14 protein-coding genes are annotated in these 17,343 nt (G+C 65.9%); 5 read left to right on the plus strand and 9 right to left on the minus strand.

Features of this window, described 5'->3' with window-relative positions; genetic code table 11:
• Positions 1 to 3,486, minus strand: a complete 3,486-nt coding sequence (locus NY08_RS12770) for a non-ribosomal peptide synthetase (protein ID WP_045196700.1) — start codon at positions 3,484 to 3,486, stop codon at positions 1 to 3.
• Between the two features lie 198 nt (positions 3,487 to 3,684).
• Here NY08_RS12770 and NY08_RS12775 point away from each other — a divergent pair, with 198 nt between their 5' ends.
• Positions 3,685 to 4,806, plus strand: a complete 1,122-nt coding sequence (locus NY08_RS12775; protein ID WP_045196702.1) for an ABC transporter substrate-binding protein — start codon at positions 3,685 to 3,687, stop codon at positions 4,804 to 4,806.
• Here NY08_RS12775 and NY08_RS12780 read toward each other — a convergent pair.
• Together NY08_RS12780 and NY08_RS12785 are read right to left on the minus strand one after the other, a co-directional pair.
• Positions 4,793 to 5,218: an HIT family protein gene (locus tag NY08_RS12780; RefSeq protein ID WP_045196704.1), complete on the minus strand. Its 426-nt coding sequence runs from the start codon at positions 5,216 to 5,218 to the stop codon at positions 4,793 to 4,795. The two genes, NY08_RS12775 and NY08_RS12780, sit on opposite strands and share 14 nt — an antisense overlap.
• Positions 5,219 to 5,229: 11 nt before the next feature.
• A complete protein-coding gene (locus NY08_RS12785) occupies positions 5,230 to 6,276 on the minus strand; it encodes a hypothetical protein (RefSeq protein WP_045196706.1) in 1,047 nt (348 codons plus the stop codon).
• Positions 6,277 to 6,372: 96 nt separating this feature from the next.
• Between NY08_RS12785 and NY08_RS12790 the strand changes: the two genes are divergently transcribed.
• Positions 6,373 to 7,164 (plus strand): HAD-IIA family hydrolase, encoded by a 792-nt coding sequence (locus NY08_RS12790; RefSeq protein WP_032395946.1) that lies wholly within the window; start codon positions 6,373 to 6,375, stop codon positions 7,162 to 7,164.
• Here the strand turns inward: NY08_RS12790 and purB are convergent, their stop codons facing one another.
• Positions 7,165 to 8,583 (minus strand): adenylosuccinate lyase, encoded by a 1,419-nt coding sequence (gene purB, locus NY08_RS12795; protein WP_045200318.1) that lies wholly within the window; start codon positions 8,581 to 8,583, stop codon positions 7,165 to 7,167. It abuts the gene before it with no gap.
• A gap of 158 nt (positions 8,584 to 8,741) precedes the next feature.
• On the opposite strand from purB, the gene NY08_RS12800 reads away from it, so the two are divergent.
• Positions 8,742 to 9,392 carry a DsbA family oxidoreductase gene (locus tag NY08_RS12800; RefSeq protein WP_045196708.1) on the plus strand — a complete coding sequence of 217 codons (651 nt, stop codon included), beginning with the start codon at positions 8,742 to 8,744 and terminating at the stop codon, positions 9,390 to 9,392.
• On the plus strand, positions 9,389 to 9,529 hold the full coding sequence (locus tag NY08_RS26080; RefSeq protein WP_155290808.1) for a hypothetical protein: 141 nt from the start codon (positions 9,389 to 9,391) through the stop codon (positions 9,527 to 9,529). Before NY08_RS12800 ends, NY08_RS26080 begins: the two co-directional genes overlap by 4 nt.
• A 3-nt stretch (positions 9,530 to 9,532) precedes the next feature.
• Here NY08_RS26080 and NY08_RS12805 read toward each other — a convergent pair whose 3' ends face one another.
• Positions 9,533 to 10,171, minus strand: a complete 639-nt coding sequence (locus NY08_RS12805) for a TetR/AcrR family transcriptional regulator (RefSeq protein WP_045196709.1) — start codon at positions 10,169 to 10,171, stop codon at positions 9,533 to 9,535.
• 67 nt (positions 10,172 to 10,238) lie between these two features.
• On the opposite strand from NY08_RS12805, the gene NY08_RS12810 reads away from it, so the two are divergent.
• A complete protein-coding gene (locus NY08_RS12810; RefSeq protein ID WP_235386892.1) occupies positions 10,239 to 11,252 on the plus strand; it encodes a GntG family PLP-dependent aldolase in 1,014 nt (337 codons plus the stop codon).
• Positions 11,253 to 11,317: 65 nt separating this feature from the next.
• On the opposite strand, the gene NY08_RS12815 is transcribed toward NY08_RS12810, so the two are convergent.
• The 4 genes from NY08_RS12815 to NY08_RS12830 all read right to left on the minus strand — a co-directional run bounded on the left by NY08_RS12815 (position 11,318) and on the right by NY08_RS12830 (position 17,281).
• Entirely contained in the window at positions 11,318 to 12,466 is a 1,149-nt protein-coding gene (locus tag NY08_RS12815) for a pyridoxal phosphate-dependent aminotransferase (RefSeq protein WP_045196713.1), read from the minus strand.
• A 178-nt stretch (positions 12,467 to 12,644) separates the two neighbouring features.
• Positions 12,645 to 13,895, minus strand: a complete 1,251-nt coding sequence (gene purD / locus NY08_RS12820; protein ID WP_045196715.1) for a phosphoribosylamine--glycine ligase — start codon at positions 13,893 to 13,895, stop codon at positions 12,645 to 12,647.
• Between the two features lie 78 nt (positions 13,896 to 13,973).
• The gene (locus NY08_RS12825; protein WP_045196717.1) at positions 13,974 to 16,031 is read right to left on the minus strand and encodes a glycosyltransferase family 39 protein; all 2,058 of its coding nucleotides are present in this window, start codon (positions 16,029 to 16,031) and stop codon (positions 13,974 to 13,976) included.
• The gene (locus tag NY08_RS12830; RefSeq protein WP_045196719.1) at positions 16,028 to 17,281 is read right to left on the minus strand and encodes a bifunctional glycosyltransferase family 2/GtrA family protein; all 1,254 of its coding nucleotides are present in this window, start codon (positions 17,279 to 17,281) and stop codon (positions 16,028 to 16,030) included. The genes NY08_RS12825 and NY08_RS12830 overlap by 4 nt, the downstream gene beginning before the upstream one ends.
• Between the last annotated feature and the right edge of the window lie 62 nt (positions 17,282 to 17,343).

Genomic DNA, 17,343 nt, shown 5'->3' on the forward strand with positions numbered 1-17,343 from the left:
TCAGGGGGTGTGCTGGTGGTCGAGTGCGGCCACCAGTTGGTCCTCCGTCATGGATTCGATCGATACGTAGATCTCTGCGGTCGCCTCCAGCAGTTCGGCGTCACCTTCGGCTGCGATCATCGACTCCGCCAGACCCGACACGGTCGGCGCGGAGAACAGCATCCTCACCGTGACGGAGGTGATGTCGAAGGCCGCGCGAATTCGAGCGACGATGGTGGTCGCGAGCACGGAGTCGCCGCCCAGCGCGAACAGGGTGTCGGTGACTCCCACCTCCTCGGCACCGAGCACGCTCTGCCAGATCAGGGCGAGTGCACCCTCGAGTCGAGTTCGAGGCGCGACACGAGCCCTGACCCGCTCGGTATCACCTGCCGCCCGGCACAGTCGGACGATTTCCGCCGAATCGATCTTCCCGTTGACGGTCAGCGGCAGGGCCTTCAGTGCCACCATCCGGTCCGGCACCATGTGGGCAGGCAAACGGTCGGCAACCCTGGCGGTGATGCCCGCGACGGTCTCGTCGGAATCCGCGTCGGAATCGCCGAGCACCACCGCTGCCATCACCACCGCAGCGCCCGAGCGATCGACAACTGCCGCGGCGGCGGCGACGTCGGGATCGCCGACCAGGACCGACTCGATCTCTCCCAGCTCGATGCGAAACCCGTTGATCTTGATCTGATTGTCGACGCGGCCGATGAATTCCACCATCGAGTCCGTGCCGTAGCGAACCAGATCGCCGGTGCGGTACCAGCGATATCCCTCGACCTCGACGAAGCGTTCGCTCGTGCGCTCGGGGTCGTCCAGGTAACCGTCGGCCAATCCTGTTCCTGCCACCCACAGCTCGCCGGGTACCCAGTCCGGCACCGGATACCCACGCGCATCGACGACCCGCAACGCCATCGAACGCAGCGGCAGTCCGAACGGCACCGTACGCCAGTGCGGATCGACCTCGACGACCTCGCAGATGCTGTTGTGGATGGCCGTTTCGGTTGCGCCGCCGAGTCCGGCGAATCGGCATTCCGGAACGGCTGCCCTCAGTCGGCGGTAGAGATCGACACCGACCTTGTCGCCGCCGAGCATGACGACCTGCAGCGAGTCACCCAGATCCTCACCGGCGGAGAGGATCATGTCCAGCAGCGGCGGTACGCAGCTGATCACCGTGACTCGATGCGCACGAATCAGAGCGGCCCACCGCTGCGGATCCTTGCGCTCGTGCTCCTGGACGAGCACGGCGCTGCCGCCGGCGGCGAACACCGAGAACAGGTCGAACGTGCAGAGGTCGAAATCCAACTCGGACAGGCACAACGGGCGGTAGCGCTCGTCAAGCGCGAATCGGTCGACCAGGTCGCCGATCGTGTTCATCGCCGCACGATGCGACACGACCACACCCTTGGGCTCCCCCGTCGAACCGGAGGTGAAGATCATGTACGCGGGAGCGGTGTCGGGTCCGAGATGTGGGGCGGGCAGAGCGTCACCGAGGACCGCGTCGGACACCGCGAGGCCGTCGCCACCCTTTCCTCCGATCGTCACCGCGAACCCTGCTTTTCGCGCGATCAGTGCAGCGCGACTCGCCGGTTGGTCGACGCCGATCGGGACGTACACCCCGCCCGCGGCGAGCACACCGAGAACGGCGACCACTTGATCGGGCCCCTTCGGCAGCGTCACCCCTACGGTGTCGCCCACTACCACATCTCGATCCTTCAGTGTCGCAGCCACTCTCAGCGCTCGGTCACACAGATCGCCGTACGTCATCGACTCGTTCTCGCCCCACTCGAGCGCCACCGCATCGGGATTCTGCGACGCGCGATCGAAGAAGGCGCGGTGCAGGGACTCGTTCCCGGCTGCCTGCGACGCGTCCGTTCGGGGTACATCGTCCGACGGAGTTCGTGAGACCAGCTGATGCGGCGGAACCAGCCGACCCACCGGTTCCGACCACACGGTGTCACCGTCGACGACGAGTCCGCGAACCAGCGCCTCGAAAGCGTCGAACATCGCCTCGGAAACCCCTGGCAGGAACTCGTTCTCGCGAATGTCCCAGTTGACCAGCACGCCGCCGTCGAGCTCGGTGATCTGGGCGTCCAGTACGACCTGCGGTCCCTGCGACATGATCCACACCGGGTCCCCGAAAATTTCCCGCGCGCGGGCGTCGAACAACTCGCCCAACCCGAGCGCACTGGTGAAGACCACGGGCGCAAGTACCGGTTCTCCCCGACGACGGCCGAGGTCACGGAGAACCTCGACTCCGGAGTAGTCGACGTGCGAGGCATCCTCGTGCAGTCGAGCCCTCAGTTGCCGGGACCGCTCGGCGAACGACAGGTTCTCGCTCAGATCGACGTCCAGCATGACCGAGGACGAGAAGTCGCCGACGAGATCACCGACAGCGGGGTGCGTCGGGGCGCGGTCGAACATCGGAACGTTGAGCAGAAATCGCTGCTCACGTGACCAGGCCCCGACCACCTCGGCGAACGCCGATGCCACCGCTACCGCCGGGGTGACGCCATGTGCGCGAGCCCGCGACTGCAAGAGCGAATAGTTCTGCGAATCGAGGTGAAACGACCGCCTGGTCGCCGACGGAGATCCCGAATGATGTTCCAGCAGAGGCAGAGTGGGTGCACCGGGCAGCGCGTCGAGTCGATCGGTCCAGTATCGCTGTGCCTGCGCCCGCGCCTCGCGGCGATCCTGCGGGCGGTCGGCGAGGTAGCCCGCATAGCTGTAATCGACGGTGGGAAGCACCTGTCCGTCGTATGCCGTGGCCAGATCTGCGACCAGGATTCTGAAGCTGACGGCGTCGCCCGCAATCATGTCCATGTCGAGATGCAGTCGCGTTCGACCGTCCGGGAGCAACGACAGATCGGCCGAGAACACTTCTCCGGCTTCGATGTCGAGCATCTGGTGCGTCAGGCGTTGACGAGTTCGTTCCAGCTCGTCCGTTGCGTCGTCCTCGCTCCGCAGATCGTGCACCGTCAACCCGCGCCACCCTGGCGTGGACTCGATCACCTGCTGTCCGTTGTCGGTGATCCGAGCCCGCAGCATGTCGTGCCTGCGGGCCACGGCTTCGAGTGCAACGCGCAGTCGATCGGGATCGACTGCGCTGCCGTCGAACTCGGTGTAAAGGTGCGGCGAGACGCCACCGAACCGCTGCTCAGCGCTGCGGCCGATCCAGTAAGCATGCTGCAGTACAGCGAGATCGAAGCTGTCCGTGTCGAGCGTGCGCGCGGCCGGTATCGCCTCGGGGGCGGGAGTCCGGGGTGCCGGTTCGTCTGCGGCACCGACCAATTCGCACCACGCCGATATCGTCGGCTGCGCCGCGAGGTCGGCGAACGTCACCGCACTGCCCTGTTTGCGAAACCTACCGACCAACCGCATCAGCACGATCGATTCCAGCCCCAACTCGAACAGGTTCGCATCGACCGGCACAGCGTCGGGCTCGGAGCCGATCAGCTCTGCGACCGACGTTCGCAGTTCGTCGAGCCCTGTTCCCTGCTGATCCATTCGGTGCATCCCCTTCGATCGGCTGCTGTGCGTCGTACCGGTCGCGGCCAGGAGGTTTGCCACCCCAGAGGCATAAGGAAAGGCTACCCTCGCTTAGTCGACCCTCAGCAGGCTAACATCTGTCCGCCCGGAGGAGTGGTCGGACCTGCACCACCCGCCCAGGACATCGGACCGGCAGACCCACAACGGAAGTGACTCATGATTTCCCACCACAACCACAGGACGGGCCACTTCGGATCCCGACAGCACGCACTCGTCGGAGGCGTCGCGGTCCTGGTTCTTCTTGCTGCATCGGCGTGCAGCAGCAACGACACGGACCTGGAAGACCACCGCACCCAGGTCGTCGACCTGAACGCCAACCCGGCCGCGTGCAGCGAGAACGACCGCGTCGAGACAGTCGATCGAGAAGAAGGACCGTTTACCTACACCGACGGCCGCGGTCGGACCATCTCGCTCGAGTCGCAACCGACCAGAATCATCGCCGACGAGGAATCCGCCGCAGCGCTGATGTCGTACGGAATCAAACCCGTCGCCATCTGGTCGACGACGCCGATGAGCACCAGCCCCATCCTCAGCTGCTCCGACCTGTCCGGCATCGAATCGGTCGGCGAGAGCTGGGGGACATTCGATTTCGAGAAGGCTGCGAGCCTCGACCCGGATCTGGTCGTCGGTGAGTTCAACCCTCGATTCGGGCAATTCGGCAAGCTGACCACCACGGCCGATTCGTCCGAGGCCGACACCATCGATCAGCTCGCTCCCACCCTGGGAGTCACCTTGGACACGACATCGACGGCAAAGACCATCGAGAACTACGCGGGGCTCGCGTCCTCACTCGGAGTCGACCTCGACACCCCACAACTGGCAGACATCAAGGCCGAATACGACGCTGCCGTCGCGAATTTCGAGAAGGTTGCTTCCGAACGCCAGGACCTCACGGGCGTCGGAGTCTGGCCACTCGACGTCGCGTACGTACTCGATCCGTCTGCGGACCCAGACTTCGGCGACTACCAACGCTGGGGACTGAAGATGTACACCCCCGACGGTACCGACGACGGGTACTGGAAGAAGGTGTCGTGGGAGAACGTGTCGACCGTCGACGCCGACGTGGCGTTCGTCTACCACGACGTCGCCAACGCTGCCGACGTGAAGCTTGCGGACATTCCCGGCCGCTACCCCGGCTTCGACGCCATCTCGGCCGTCGACAACCAGCAGATGGTGCTGTGGGACTACGGCGCCAACAAGAGCTACAGCCGGTACACCAAGACCATCGACATCTACGCCGACGCACTGTCCAAGGCGCAGAAAGTCACGGCCGAGTGAGAGCCGCGGCGATCTCGGCGGCCTGCCTGTCCAGTTCGGATCGCTGCGGCGACGACGGTCGAGCACGGAGGCCGAAGCCGTCGCCGATCATGCGGGGGATGACGTGCAGGTGCACGTGGAAGATTTCCTGACCGGCCACCGTGCCGTCGGCGAGAAAGAAGTTGACGCCCGCGACACGCGGATTGCTCGCTCGCACAGCGGCGGCCACTTTCTGCCCCACCACGAACAGGTGCGCCCCGATTTCGGGTGGCAACTCCGCCAGTGTCCGGAACTGCTGCCGGGGCACCACCAACACATGTCCGCTGGTGAGCGGGCGAATGTCCATGAACGCAACCGCTGTCTCGTCCTCGTGGACGCGCGACGCCTCGGCCGTCCCGGCAATGATCTCGGCGAAAATCGTGTAAGGGTTCACAGTCACCGACTCTAGGGCTTTCGCTCCCTCTCGATTTCTTCCATCGGGAAAGGCGTTTCCTTGCTGTCGCTGACGAGGCGTCGATGGAAGGCATTCAGCAGGGCTGTCGGACGAACGTGGCGATCGATCAGTGCGGCGAGGTCCGACGTGACGCCATCGGGACGTGCACGTCCGATCCAAGGGTCCGGAAATTCGGCGCGTTCGGTCTCGGTGAACTTCTCGGCGATCACGCACCGAAGCAAATGCCCGGCGCAGTAGACACTGTCGTACGACAGGTGGCGGGCGAGAAACGTGGACTCGCGCATCGACAAGTCGAAGCTCGAGCTCAGGGCGAGTCCGAAATCCGCGAAGTAGAGCTGCTGCCCGTCGGTCAGAATGTTGGCGAAGTGAGCATCGAAGTGGACGAGACCATGCGCACTCATGAAAGCAGTTCCGCGAGCGAGTGCGTCCTCCATCCAGAAATACATCGAATCGTCGTCGGTGTCGGAATTGTTGTGCTGCAGGGCAATCCATTCGGCGAGTGTATGTGGCACATACTCCAGGAACAGCACCAGACTGTGCGTGCACTCGCCGATCGCCTTCAAACGACCCCGCACTGCAGGCGACCGCTCCCAGTAGGTCACCGCGCGTTCCACGCCTCCGAATTCGTCGACGAATCCTTCGGGGATCGAGTCCGGGAGAATCCGCCAGTGATGCATCAACGGAAAGACTGAAAAGGTCCTGCCGAGGACCCACTCGGTCGTCATGGTGTGAGCGGCGAGTTCTCGCCACGCACCGAAACCGGACGACCCCAACCCGTACTGATAGAACGTCGGGAGTCCGAAAACGTTCGCGGTCGAGAACATGTTCTGCGGCAGCATCTCGATGTCGGTCAGGGGGATTCGTTTGACGAAGACCCGGTCACCTTCGAGGTCCATCGCCATCGAGCGACCGCCGATTCCTGCACCGAGCGGAGCGGCCGTTGCTACTGCCCGCGCGAGTTCTCGGTCGCTCATCGATGACAGAAGTGCACTCGCAGCTATGTGGCGGGCGCAGCGCGCGACATGGTGTGCGTCCATCGCCGGCTCCTCACTGCCTACATCAGGCGCTGTCGACCCTACGTGGACGAGATGGCTGAGGCTGCAGGCGTTCGGTAACCCGACTACTGTTTGCCGATGAGCATCGGCGGGGTTCTCTTCGACATCGACGGCGTCCTGGTCACGTCGTGGCAGGCGGTGCCAGGGGCAGCGGACACTCTGAAGTACCTGGACAGCAAGGACATTGCGCGCGCGTTCCTGACCAATACGACGTCGAAGACGCGTGAGCAGATCGCTACGGCACTGCGCGAGGTGGGGCTGGACGTGCACTCGGACGAAATCGTCACGGCCGCGTCACTCACTGCGGACCATCTTCGGGAGAACTATCCCGACGCGCGGGTGGTGCTGATCAACAACGGCGAGATCGCAGGCGACATGCCGGGAATCGAGTTCGTCGACGAGACGTCCGATGATCCCGATGTCGTGGTCGTCGGCGGTGCAGGCCCGGAGTTCACGCACGAGCGGCTCAGCCGCGTCTACGACTGGCTGTGCCGAGGCATACCCGTCGTTGCGATGCATCGATCGCTGATGTGGAGCACCGGTGCCGGGCTGCGCATCGACACGGGCATGTACCTCGGCGGTATGGAGCAGGCGTCGGGGCACACCGCGAAGGCCATCGGAAAACCTGCACCGCTGGGATTCCGGACGGCGTCCGAGCGAATGGGCGTCGACCCGGACGACGTCGTCATGGTCGGGGACGATCTGGACAACGACGTACTCGCCGCCCAGGTCGTCGGGATGACGGGAGTGCTCGTGCGCACCGGAAAGTTCCGTCAGGACATGCTCGATCGACGCATCACGGACGAGTTCGCGATGGAACCCGACCACGTGATCGACTCTGTCGCCGACCTGCCCGACGTCCTCTCCTGACTACAGAATCGGCGACGGCGTGTACGACGCCCCGGCCGGGAATTTCGCGATCAGCCGCTCCACTGCCGAGACGACGGCAGCGACCTGGGCGTCGGCCGCCCCGATGAAGGCCGTCTTGTCGGCCAGCGCCGCATCGAGGGCAGCGCGATCGAGGGGCAGGCGATCGTCGGCGGCCAGACGGTCGAGCAGGTCCGGTTCCAGTCCCTGCTCACGCATGGCCAGCGCCACCGCGACGGCGTGTTCTTTGATCGCCTCGTGTGCGGTTTCGCGTCCGACGCCCGCGCGCACGGCAGCCATCAGCACCTTGGTCGTCGCGAGGAACGGCAGGTAGCGGTCGAGTTCTTTGGCGATGACGGCCGGGTACGCGCCGAATTCGTCGAGCACCGTCAGGAATGTCTCGATGAGTCCGTCGATGGCGAAGAAGGCGTCGGGCAGCGCCACGCGGCGCACGACGGAACAGAAGACGTCGCCCTCGTTCCACTGCGCTCCGGCGAGCTCGGCGGCCATCGAGCCGTAGCCGCGCAGCACCACCTGCAGGCCGTTGACGCGTTCGCACGAGCGGGTGTTCATCTTGTGCGGCATCGCCGACGAGCCGACCTGTCCCGCCTGGAAGCCCTCGGTGACGAGTTCGTGGCCCGCCATCAGGCGAACGGTGTGGGCGAACGAGGACGGTCCGGCACCGATCTGGACCAGCGCGGAGACGACCTCGTGGTCGAGCGAACGGGGGTAGACCTGGCCGACACTGGTGAGCGTGTGCCGGAAACCGAGGTGGTCGGCGACGATGCGTTCGAGCGCAACGAGCTTGGCGGAGTCACCGCCGAAGAGGTCGAGCATGTCCTGCGAGGTGCCCATCGGCCCCTTGATTCCGCGGAGCGGATAACGAGCGATCAGCTCCTGCACCCGGGCCAGAGCCAACAGCAGCTCGTCCGCCGCGGACGCGAAACGCTTGCCCAGCGTCGTGGCCTGAGCTGCGACGTTGTGGCTGCGGCCGGCCATCACCAGGGAGGAGTATTCGGCAGCGCGCTCGGCCAATCGCTTCGCGACGGCGACACCGTGCGCGTGCACGTGTTCGAGTGAACGCAGAATCTGCAGCTGCTCGACGTTCTCGGTGAGGTCGCGGCTGGTGAGACCCTTGTGGATGTGCTCGTGGCCGGCGAGGGCGTTGAACTCCTCGATGCGTGCCTTCACGTCGTGCCGGGTGACGCGCTCACGCTCGGCGATGGACGCGAGATCGACCTGGTCCACGACGGCTTCGTAGTCGGCAATCGCAGCGTTGGGTACGTCGACTCCCAGGGAGGACTGCGCGCGCAGCACAGCGATCCACAGTTGGCGTTCCAGGGCGATCTTGTGCTCCGGAGACCACAGCTCCACCAGTTCGGGACTCGCGTAACGGGTGGCCAGGACATTCGGGATGCTCACGAGCACCCAGCTTACGTGGCGCAGTTGTCGGCCTCGGAAGACGACTGCACACTTTCGGAAAGGACTGCACCACCGACCGCCCGCGTTCGTGCACGCGTCTCGTTCGCCCGTCGACGCCGCGTGGAATAACCGCAGCGCATTCCGCTGTTGGAGGCGTCGTGAGCCGAACAGTGAAGGTCGACATCTGGTCCGACATCGCATGCCCGTGGTGCTTCGTCGGTAAGCGCCGTTTCGAGGCAGGCGCCGCGGAATTCACCGCCGGGGGTGGGACGCTCGAGGTGGAGTTCCACTCGTTCGAGCTGGCACCCGACACACCGGTCGACTTCGACGGCAGCGAGGTCGATTTTCTCGTCTCCCACAAAGGAATGCCGGCCGCCCAGGTCACGCAGATGTTGGGGCAGATGACCGAGCTGGCCGCAGGCGAGGGGCTCGCATACGACTTCGACGCCCTGCAGCACACCAACACAGTCAAAGCGCACGAGCTGCTGCATTTCGCCAAGTCGAAGGGCAAGCAGGTCGAGATGAAGGAGCGCCTGCTGGCGGCCTACTTCGAGGAGGGCCGCCACGTCGGCCGCACCGACGACCTCGCCGACCTGGCCGCGGAGGTCGGCCTCGACCGTGACGAGGTGGTCGAGGCGCTGAAATCCGAGGAATTCCTGCCGGCGGTGCGCGCGGACAAGGAGCAGGCCATCGCCTACGGAATCAGCGGTGTGCCGTTCTTTGTGATCGACGGACGGTTCGGCGTGTCCGGCGCGCAGGACCCGTCGGTGTTCGCCGACGTCCTGCAGAAAGCCGCTGCCGGCTCATGAGCGGTCCTCTGGAGATCGTCGGCGACGACCACGGCCTCGTCTGCACGGACGGCGTGTGCGAGGTGCCACCGATCCACGACGCAGACTCCGGCGAGACCGACCGGGCCGAGTCGGGGCCGAACATCTCGGCTCGGTAGCAGTCAGTCCGCCGGCACCTGTTCCGCCGGTGCGACGATGTCGATGACGGCCAGCAACATGCTTCGGGCCATGTGGCGGGGGTCGGGGTCCACTTCGCTGAGCGCGCCCACCACGGCTCCGTCCACCACCGCCACGAGTCGTCGAAGCTGCTCTTCCTGCACGGTTCGACCCGACCGGCGCAGGACGTCGGTGAGCAGGTCGTCGATCTGGGCGCGTAGGCGCAGCTGAACCTCTCGCAGCTCGGGATGGCGTGCCGAGGCGATGAAGCGTTCGTATCTCGCGATCAGCTGCTCGTGTCCGTCCTGGGGTCCGATCAGCAGGTCGACGATGAGGTCGACCGTCGACTCCATTTCGTTCGAGCACTTGCCCTCGTCCTCGATGCGGCCGCGCATCACATCGATCTCACGGGTGCCCACGACGTCGACTGCCGCGGCCACCAGGTCTCCGAGGGACTCGAAATAGTAGGTGGTCGACGCAAGAGGGAGCCCGGCTCGTGCGGCCACGGAACGGTGCCGCACCGCGTCGAATCCGCCTTCGACGAGAAGGTCCGCGGCGGCCGACGCCAGTGCCTGCCGGCGGCGCACCCCCTTCGGAGTCGCACCCGACACCTTGTGCTGCGACTCGGTCGGACCTGCGGACATTCAAGTCATCGTGCCAGCTCGAGGCCGTTCGTCGGACTGCTTTCGCGCTATGGAATTGTCAGTATTCGTGGCACATCGAACGATCGACCTCCGCTCCGACACCATCACCCGACCCGATTCGGTCATGCGAAAAGCCATGGCCGACGCCGAAGTGGGCGACGACGTCCTCGATCACGATCCGACGATGGCGGCACTGGAAGAAGCCGTCGCAGGTCTGCTCGGATTCGAGGCGGCACTGTGGGTGCCGTCGGGCTCGATGGGCAACATCATCGCGCTGATGCTGCATCTGCAGCGCGGCGATCGGTTCCTGGCACCCGAGCACGCCCATGTGCTGGGGTCCGAGCTCGGTACCGCCGCATGGTTGGCGGGCGGAATGCCCGACGCCCTCCCCCACGACGGTGGGCCCGGCCGTCCCCTCGCGTCGACGGTGCGCGCGAAAGCCGGCGGCGACGGTCCGTACTTCGCGCTGCGGACCACGCTGTTGTCGCTCGAGAACACCCACAATTTCGCAGGCGGTACCGTGTTCGGACCGGACGAGTGGTCGGATCTCGTTGCCGCCGGACGTGATTGCGGGCTGAAGGTGCACCTCGACGGGGCGCGACTGTGGAATGCCGCTGTGGCTCTGGATGTTCCGATCGCCTCGCTCGCTGCCGGTGCGGACACGGTGCAGGTGTGCCTGAGCAAGGGCCTCGGCGCGCCGGTCGGTTCGATGTTGGTCTCGGATTCCGCGAGGATTGACGAGGCTCGGCGTGTACGAAAGATGTTGGGCGGCGGCGTCCGTCAGGGCGGTGTCCTGGCTGCGGCCGGGCTCGTGGCGTTGGATCGGATCGGCGATCTGGCCGTCGATCACGCCAACGCGTCGACCCTCGCGTCCGGTTTGCGCGAGCGTGGTTGGGAGGTGACCGAGCCGGAGACGAACATCGTGCTCGCAACGGTTCCCGACCCGGCATCGACGGTCACCGAGTTGGCCGAGTCGGGTATCGCCGCGGTGACCGTCGCGGGCAAGGTGCGTTTCGTGACCCACCGCGACGTCGATGCCGCCGATATCGCCGAGGCGCTGGAGCGGCTGCGCAGCATGTGAGCGCCGTGCCTTCCTGTCGTTCCGCAGGCTCCACTCCTGCCTCGTAGTCTGCTACGAGGAAACACTCACATGCGACGAAGGCGCTCCAACGCCTCCTCGACGTCGGCCGTGGTGCCTGCGAACGAGAATCGCACGGTGTGGTTCCCGCGTACGGTGTCGAAATCGATGCCCGGTGCCAATGCGACCCCGGTCTCGGACAGCACTCGCGCACACCAACTTCGCGAATCGTCGGTCAGGTGCGCGATGTCGGCGTACACGTAGAAGGCACCATCGGCCGGTGCGAGGTCGGTGATCCCCATGGCCGGCAAACCGTCGAGCAGAATGCGGCGGTTGACGGCGTAGCGCTCGACATGTGAATCCAGCTCGATGCGGGACTCCTCGGTGAACGCCGCGATGGCGGCAACCTGGGAGATCGCCGGTGGGCAGACCGTCATGTTCGACGCCAATCGTTGGACGGCTCTGCGCAATCGCGTCGGCAGCAGCATCCAGCCCAGCCGCCACCCGGTCATCGAGAAGTACTTCGACACCGATCCGATGGCGACGGATTCCTTGGAGGTCTCCCAGGCGCTGGACGTACGTGCGTCCCCGTAGGCGATGCCGTGGTAGATCTCGTCCGAGATCAGCAGAGTTCCGTGCTCGTCGCACCAGCGCGCGATCGCGGCGAGCTCGTCGGGGTCGATGATCGTGCCGGTGGGGTTGGCCGGGCTCGCGATGATGAGCCCTGCGGGCGGCTCGGGCAGTTCCTCGAGCATGGCGACGGTCGGTTGGAACCGCGTCTCGTCGACGCAATCCAGTTCGACGACGCGACAGCCCAACGCCGCCAACGTGTTTCGGTACGCCGGATAACCCGGCCTGGCCATGACGACCGTGTCCCCCGCGTCGAACGCAGCGAGGAACAGCAACGTGAATGCGCCCGACGACCCGGTCGTGATCACCACGTCGTCGGCGTCGACGGAGATGCCGTACCGCGCGCTGTGGTACTCGGCGATCGCGCGACGCAGCGGCAGAATGCCCAGCGTCTCGGTGTACCCGAGCAGCTGCGCGTCCAGGGCCTCGCGGGTGGCGCGCCGTACCGGCTCGGGCGCTCGCGTCGAGGGCTGACCTGCAGCAAGCGAGAGCACGTCGCCGTGAGTGCGTGCCCGCTCGGCCGCCGCGGCGAACACATCCATCACGTGGAACGGCTCGACCATCGATCGCTGGGATTCACTGTGCATTGTTTCGACCCTACTGATCCCGGGACGCTCGGTACCTCACGCCTTCGCAAACGCGCGCGCATGTGCCATGTGCGCGCAAAATCGCGCCGTTTCGGAGGCGATTCCGCTCGCATCCGACAAATGCGCGCGCGTTTGCCCCCGACGACCGGCCTCGACAAACCCGGCCGACGCAGCGCACCTACAGCGAAATGCGACCCTCCACCGCAGCCAGGCCGATGTCGGTACGAAAGTGACTGCCCGGCAATCGGATTCCCGCGATACGGGAGTATGCGTCGTCGCGGGCGGCGGTGAGGTCGAATCCGGTGCCGACCACGCTCAGCACGCGTCCGCCCGCGGAGACGACTGCGCCGTCCTTCACCGAGGTGCCTGCGTGCAGGACGCCTTCCCCGTCGGAGCCGAGGATCTCGTCACCGGTCCGCGGGCGACCGGGGTAGTTCTCGGCGGCGATGACGACGGTGACGGCCGCACCGTCCTTCCAGCGCAACGGCGCAAGTGCGGCAAGCGTGCCGGTCGCTGTCGCGTTCAGCACCTCGCCGAGAGGGGAATCGAGCAGCGCCAGCACCGCCTGGGTCTCGGGATCGCCGAAGCGGCAATTGAATTCGACGACCGCCGGGCCGTCGGCACCCATCGCCAGACCGGCGTACAGCAGACCGGAGAACGGCACGCCACGCTGCACCATCTCGGCAGCAACGGGTTTCACCACATCACGGACGATCTCCTCGACCGCGCCCTCGGGCAACCACGGCAGCGGGGTGTATGCGCCCATGCCGCCGGTGTTGGGTCCGGTGTCGCCGTCGCCGACGCGTTTGTGGTCCTGCGCGGGCAGCAGAGGCACCACGGTCTCGCCGTCGACGAGGCAGAACAGGGACACCTCGGGTCCGTCGAGGAACGATTCGAGCAGCACCGGGTGGCCGTTCTCGAGCAGTTCGGCAGCGTGATCGCGCGCGACGAGGCGGTCGGTGGTGACGACAACCCCCTTGCCTGCAGCCAGGCCGTCGTCCTTGACCACCCAGTTGGGGCCGAAGCGGTCGAGGGCTGCGTCGAGCAGGGCGGGTGAGTCGACGATTTCGCTGTGCGCGGTGCGGACACCTGCTGCTGCCATCACGTCCTTGGCGAAGGCCTTGGATCCCTCGATGCGAGCGGCGTCGGCGGACGGGCCGAATGCGGCGATGCCTGCCTCGCGGAGAGCGTCGGCCACACCGAGGACCAGGGGTACCTCCGGTCCGATGACGACCAGGTCGGCGTCGAGTTTCTTCGCCAGCGCGGTCACCGCCTCACCGGAAGCGACGTCGACCACGTGCTGCTCGGCGAGCTTCGCGGTGCCTGCGTTGCCGGGAGCCACGAACAGCTTCTCGACCGACGGATCGGCCTTCAACGCAAGTAGAAGGGCGTGCTCACGAGCACCGGAACCAATGACTAGTACGCGCACAGTGCATCAGACTATCTGCTCGACGCGAAAGCGCCCCGCACCTGTCATGGTGCGGGGCTCTTTCGTGGTGGTTCGGTGTCACTGCGTGAGGTCGTAGAACGTCACGTTGTCGACCGTGGTCGCGGTGAAGTTCTCGGTGACCCAGGCGGAGATCTCCGCCGAGGTACCCGACTCCATTCCCGGCATCCCTCCGCCGCCGATGAAGTAGTGGATCTGCCCCTCGGCGACGTACTGCTGGAACTCGGCGAGAGTCGGGGACGGGTCGGTGCCGTTGAACCCGCCGACGGGCATGACGGGCTCCTCGGTGGCCAATTGATAGCCGGCCGCCGTGTTGGCTCCGATGGCCGCTGCCACCCAGGTGTAGGAGTCGGCGTCCTGCTCGAGCATCTCGGTGATCGCGGTGGTCGGCTTGCTGCCCTCGAGAAGACCGCCCATTGCGCCGCCCATGCCGCCCATCTCGGCACCACCCGGCATTTGGCCGGGTGCCCCCGCCTGTCCCGGGAATCCCGCCGGTGGCTGCATCCCGGCCGGTAGCTGGACGCCTGCCGGCAACTGCATTCCGCCCGGCATTCCGCCCTGACCTCGGCGGCCCTCGCCCACACCGCCGAACCCGCGCATACCGGTGTTCGGGCCGGCCGAGACGATGGCACCGGTGTGCGGAGTACCGATCGTGTCGACCGCGTAGGCCGTCGGCCCGGCGAGTCCGGCGAACATCACCGCCAGGATCGACGCCGCCGCCAGCCTGCCCCGGGTCAGCGCGGGTACGAGCAGCGTCACGACGGCCACAACTCCGACGACGAGAATCGCCCACTTCAACCACGGCACGAAACTCTCACTGCGGCGCAACAACACCCACGCCATCGCCACGGTCGATGCCACGGCGACGGCCATCGCGATGCGTACCCAGTACGTATCGCGTCGACGCCACAGCACCACGCTGCCGATGCCGATCAGTGCGGCGACGGCAGGTGCGAGAGCAACGGTGTAGTACGCGTGGAAGATTCCGGCCATTAAACTGAACGTCAGCCCCGTCACGAGCAACCACGATCCCCACACGATCAGCGACGCACGCTGCCCGTCGGTTCGAGGTGCCCTGCCGCGCAACACGAGTCCGACCACGAACAGGATCAACGCGGCCGGGAGAAGCCAGGCGATCTGGCCGCCCTGGGAGGCGTCGAACATGCGGAGGATGCCGGTCTCTCCCCAGATACCACCGGGCATGCCTCCCGGCATTCCCCCGGCCATGTCGGCACCCATACCCCCGCCCATACCGCCGCGGCCGGGGGTGACACTTCCGGTTTCGTCACCGCTGAGCCGACCGAATCCGTTGTAGCCGAGCGTGAGTTCGAGGATCGAATTGTTCTGCGAACCGCCGACCCACGGCCGCGACGACGCCGGCCAGAATTCCACGATCAGAATCCACCATCCGGCCGAAACGATCATCGCGCCGAGTGCACCGAACAACTGCATCAGCCGGGTGAGAAACTTCGGCGGTCCGGCGATCAGGTAGGTCAACGCCAGCGGCGGTACGACGAGCATCACCTGGAGCTGCTTGGTGAGGAATCCGAATCCGACGAACATGCCGGTGATCAACAGCCACTTGGTCTTTCCGCTCTCGACGCCGCGCAGCAGTGCCCAGACCGATGCGATCATCAGCAGCACGAGCAGCGCGTCGGGATTGTTGAACCGGAACATCAGTGCGGCAACGGGGGTGACGGCCAGCACCAGGCCTGCGAGCAGACCGGCCGCGCCGCCGAAGCGTCGCTTGACGGTGGCGCGCAGCAGTGCCACCGAGGCGACTCCGAGGAGCGCCTGCGGCACCAGCATCGCCCAGGTGTTGAGGCCGAAGATGCGCACCGACAACGACATCAACCACAGCGACATCGGGGGCTTGTCGACGGTGATCGAGTTGGCGGCGTCGGAGGATCCGAAGAAGAAGGCCTTCCACGACACCGAACCCGCCTGCACCGCAGCGGAATAGAAGGAGTTGGCCCAACCCGAGGCACCGAGTCCCCAGATGTAGGCGACGCCGGTGCCGACCAGCAACGCGACCAGACCGATCCACTCCCATCGCGGGGAGGTGACGGGCGCGGCCGAGGCGTCCGCGGCGGGGCGTTCGATCGTCGTCGTCGTCACAGATTCTTCTCCGAACCGGCAGGCTGGGAATCGGCCGACGCGGAGCTACGGAAGACCCACCGCAGTGCGACGAATCGGCACACCGTGGCAACGAGATTGGCGACGATGAGGACGGCGAGTTCGACGTGCCGGGACACATCGGGCACCCAGGCATGCAGTACCGCGAGCGATCCGCTGGTGACGAGCAGAGCGAAACCGAAGATCGCCAGTCCCTGCAGTTGATGCTTGCCTGCGCCGTCCGATCCGCGGACGCCGAAGGTGAAGGCGCGGTTGGCCGCGGTATTGAGTACCGCGGTGATCAGTAGTCCGAAGAAGTTCGCGGCCTGCGCGCCGATCAACGAGTGCAGCACCAGGTACAGCAACGCGTAGGCGACGGTGCTGGCGATGCCGATGATGCCGAATCGCACCATCTGGCTGATCATTCCGTGCGGCACTCCGGGCACGAGCGGCTCCCGTCCCAGGCTTCGACGCAGTTCGGCGACCGGCAGTACGCCGGTGGCCAGGGCGCGGCCGACGCGCCAGCATCCCTGCAGGTCCTTGACGGCGGTGTCGACGATGTTGACGCTGCTGTTCGGGTCGTCGACCCAGTCGACGGGCACCTCGTGGATACGCAGGCCGACTTTCTCTGCGATGACGAGCAATTCGGTGTCGAAGAACCACCCGGTGTCCTCGACGAGCGGCAACAGCTGTCGGGCGACGTCGGTGCGCATGGCCTTGAAACCGCACTGCGCATCCGAGAAGCGTGCGCGCAGCGACGTGCGCAGAATGAGATTGTAACTGCGCGAGATGAATTCGCGTTTCGCGCCGCGGACCACCCGGGACGATCGGTTGAGTCGTGATCCGATGGCGAGGTCCGAGTGACCGGACATCAACGGCGCGATCAGCGGCATCAGAGCGTTGAGGTCGGTCGACAGATCGACGTCCATGTAGGCCACGACATCGGCGTCCGATGCGAGCCAGACGGCTTTGAGTGCTCGTCCGCGGCCCTTCTCGTCCAGGTGATGAACCCGGACTCCCTCGATCTCGTCGGCCAGCCGGTGTGCCACCGCGAGGGTGCCGTCGGTACTGGCGTTGTCGGCGATCGTGATGCGCGACCGGAACGGGATCCGGTCTTCCAGATGCTCGTGTAGACGACGAATGCACTGTTCGAGATCCGCCTCTTCGTTGTATACCGGGATGACCACCTCGAGAGTGGCCGTGGCGTTCGAGCCGGGCCGCTGGCCTGCTCGTGCGAGGGAATTCGTTGTCATGTGGACCAGAATCGGGCCCCGAGCTGGACCCACCCTGCGATGAACCTGGCAATCACCTGGGA

Origin of the sequence: Rhodococcus sp. B7740 (genome assembly GCF_000954115.1) — a bacterium.
Lineage (GTDB): Bacteria > Actinomycetota > Actinomycetes > Mycobacteriales > Mycobacteriaceae > Rhodococcoides.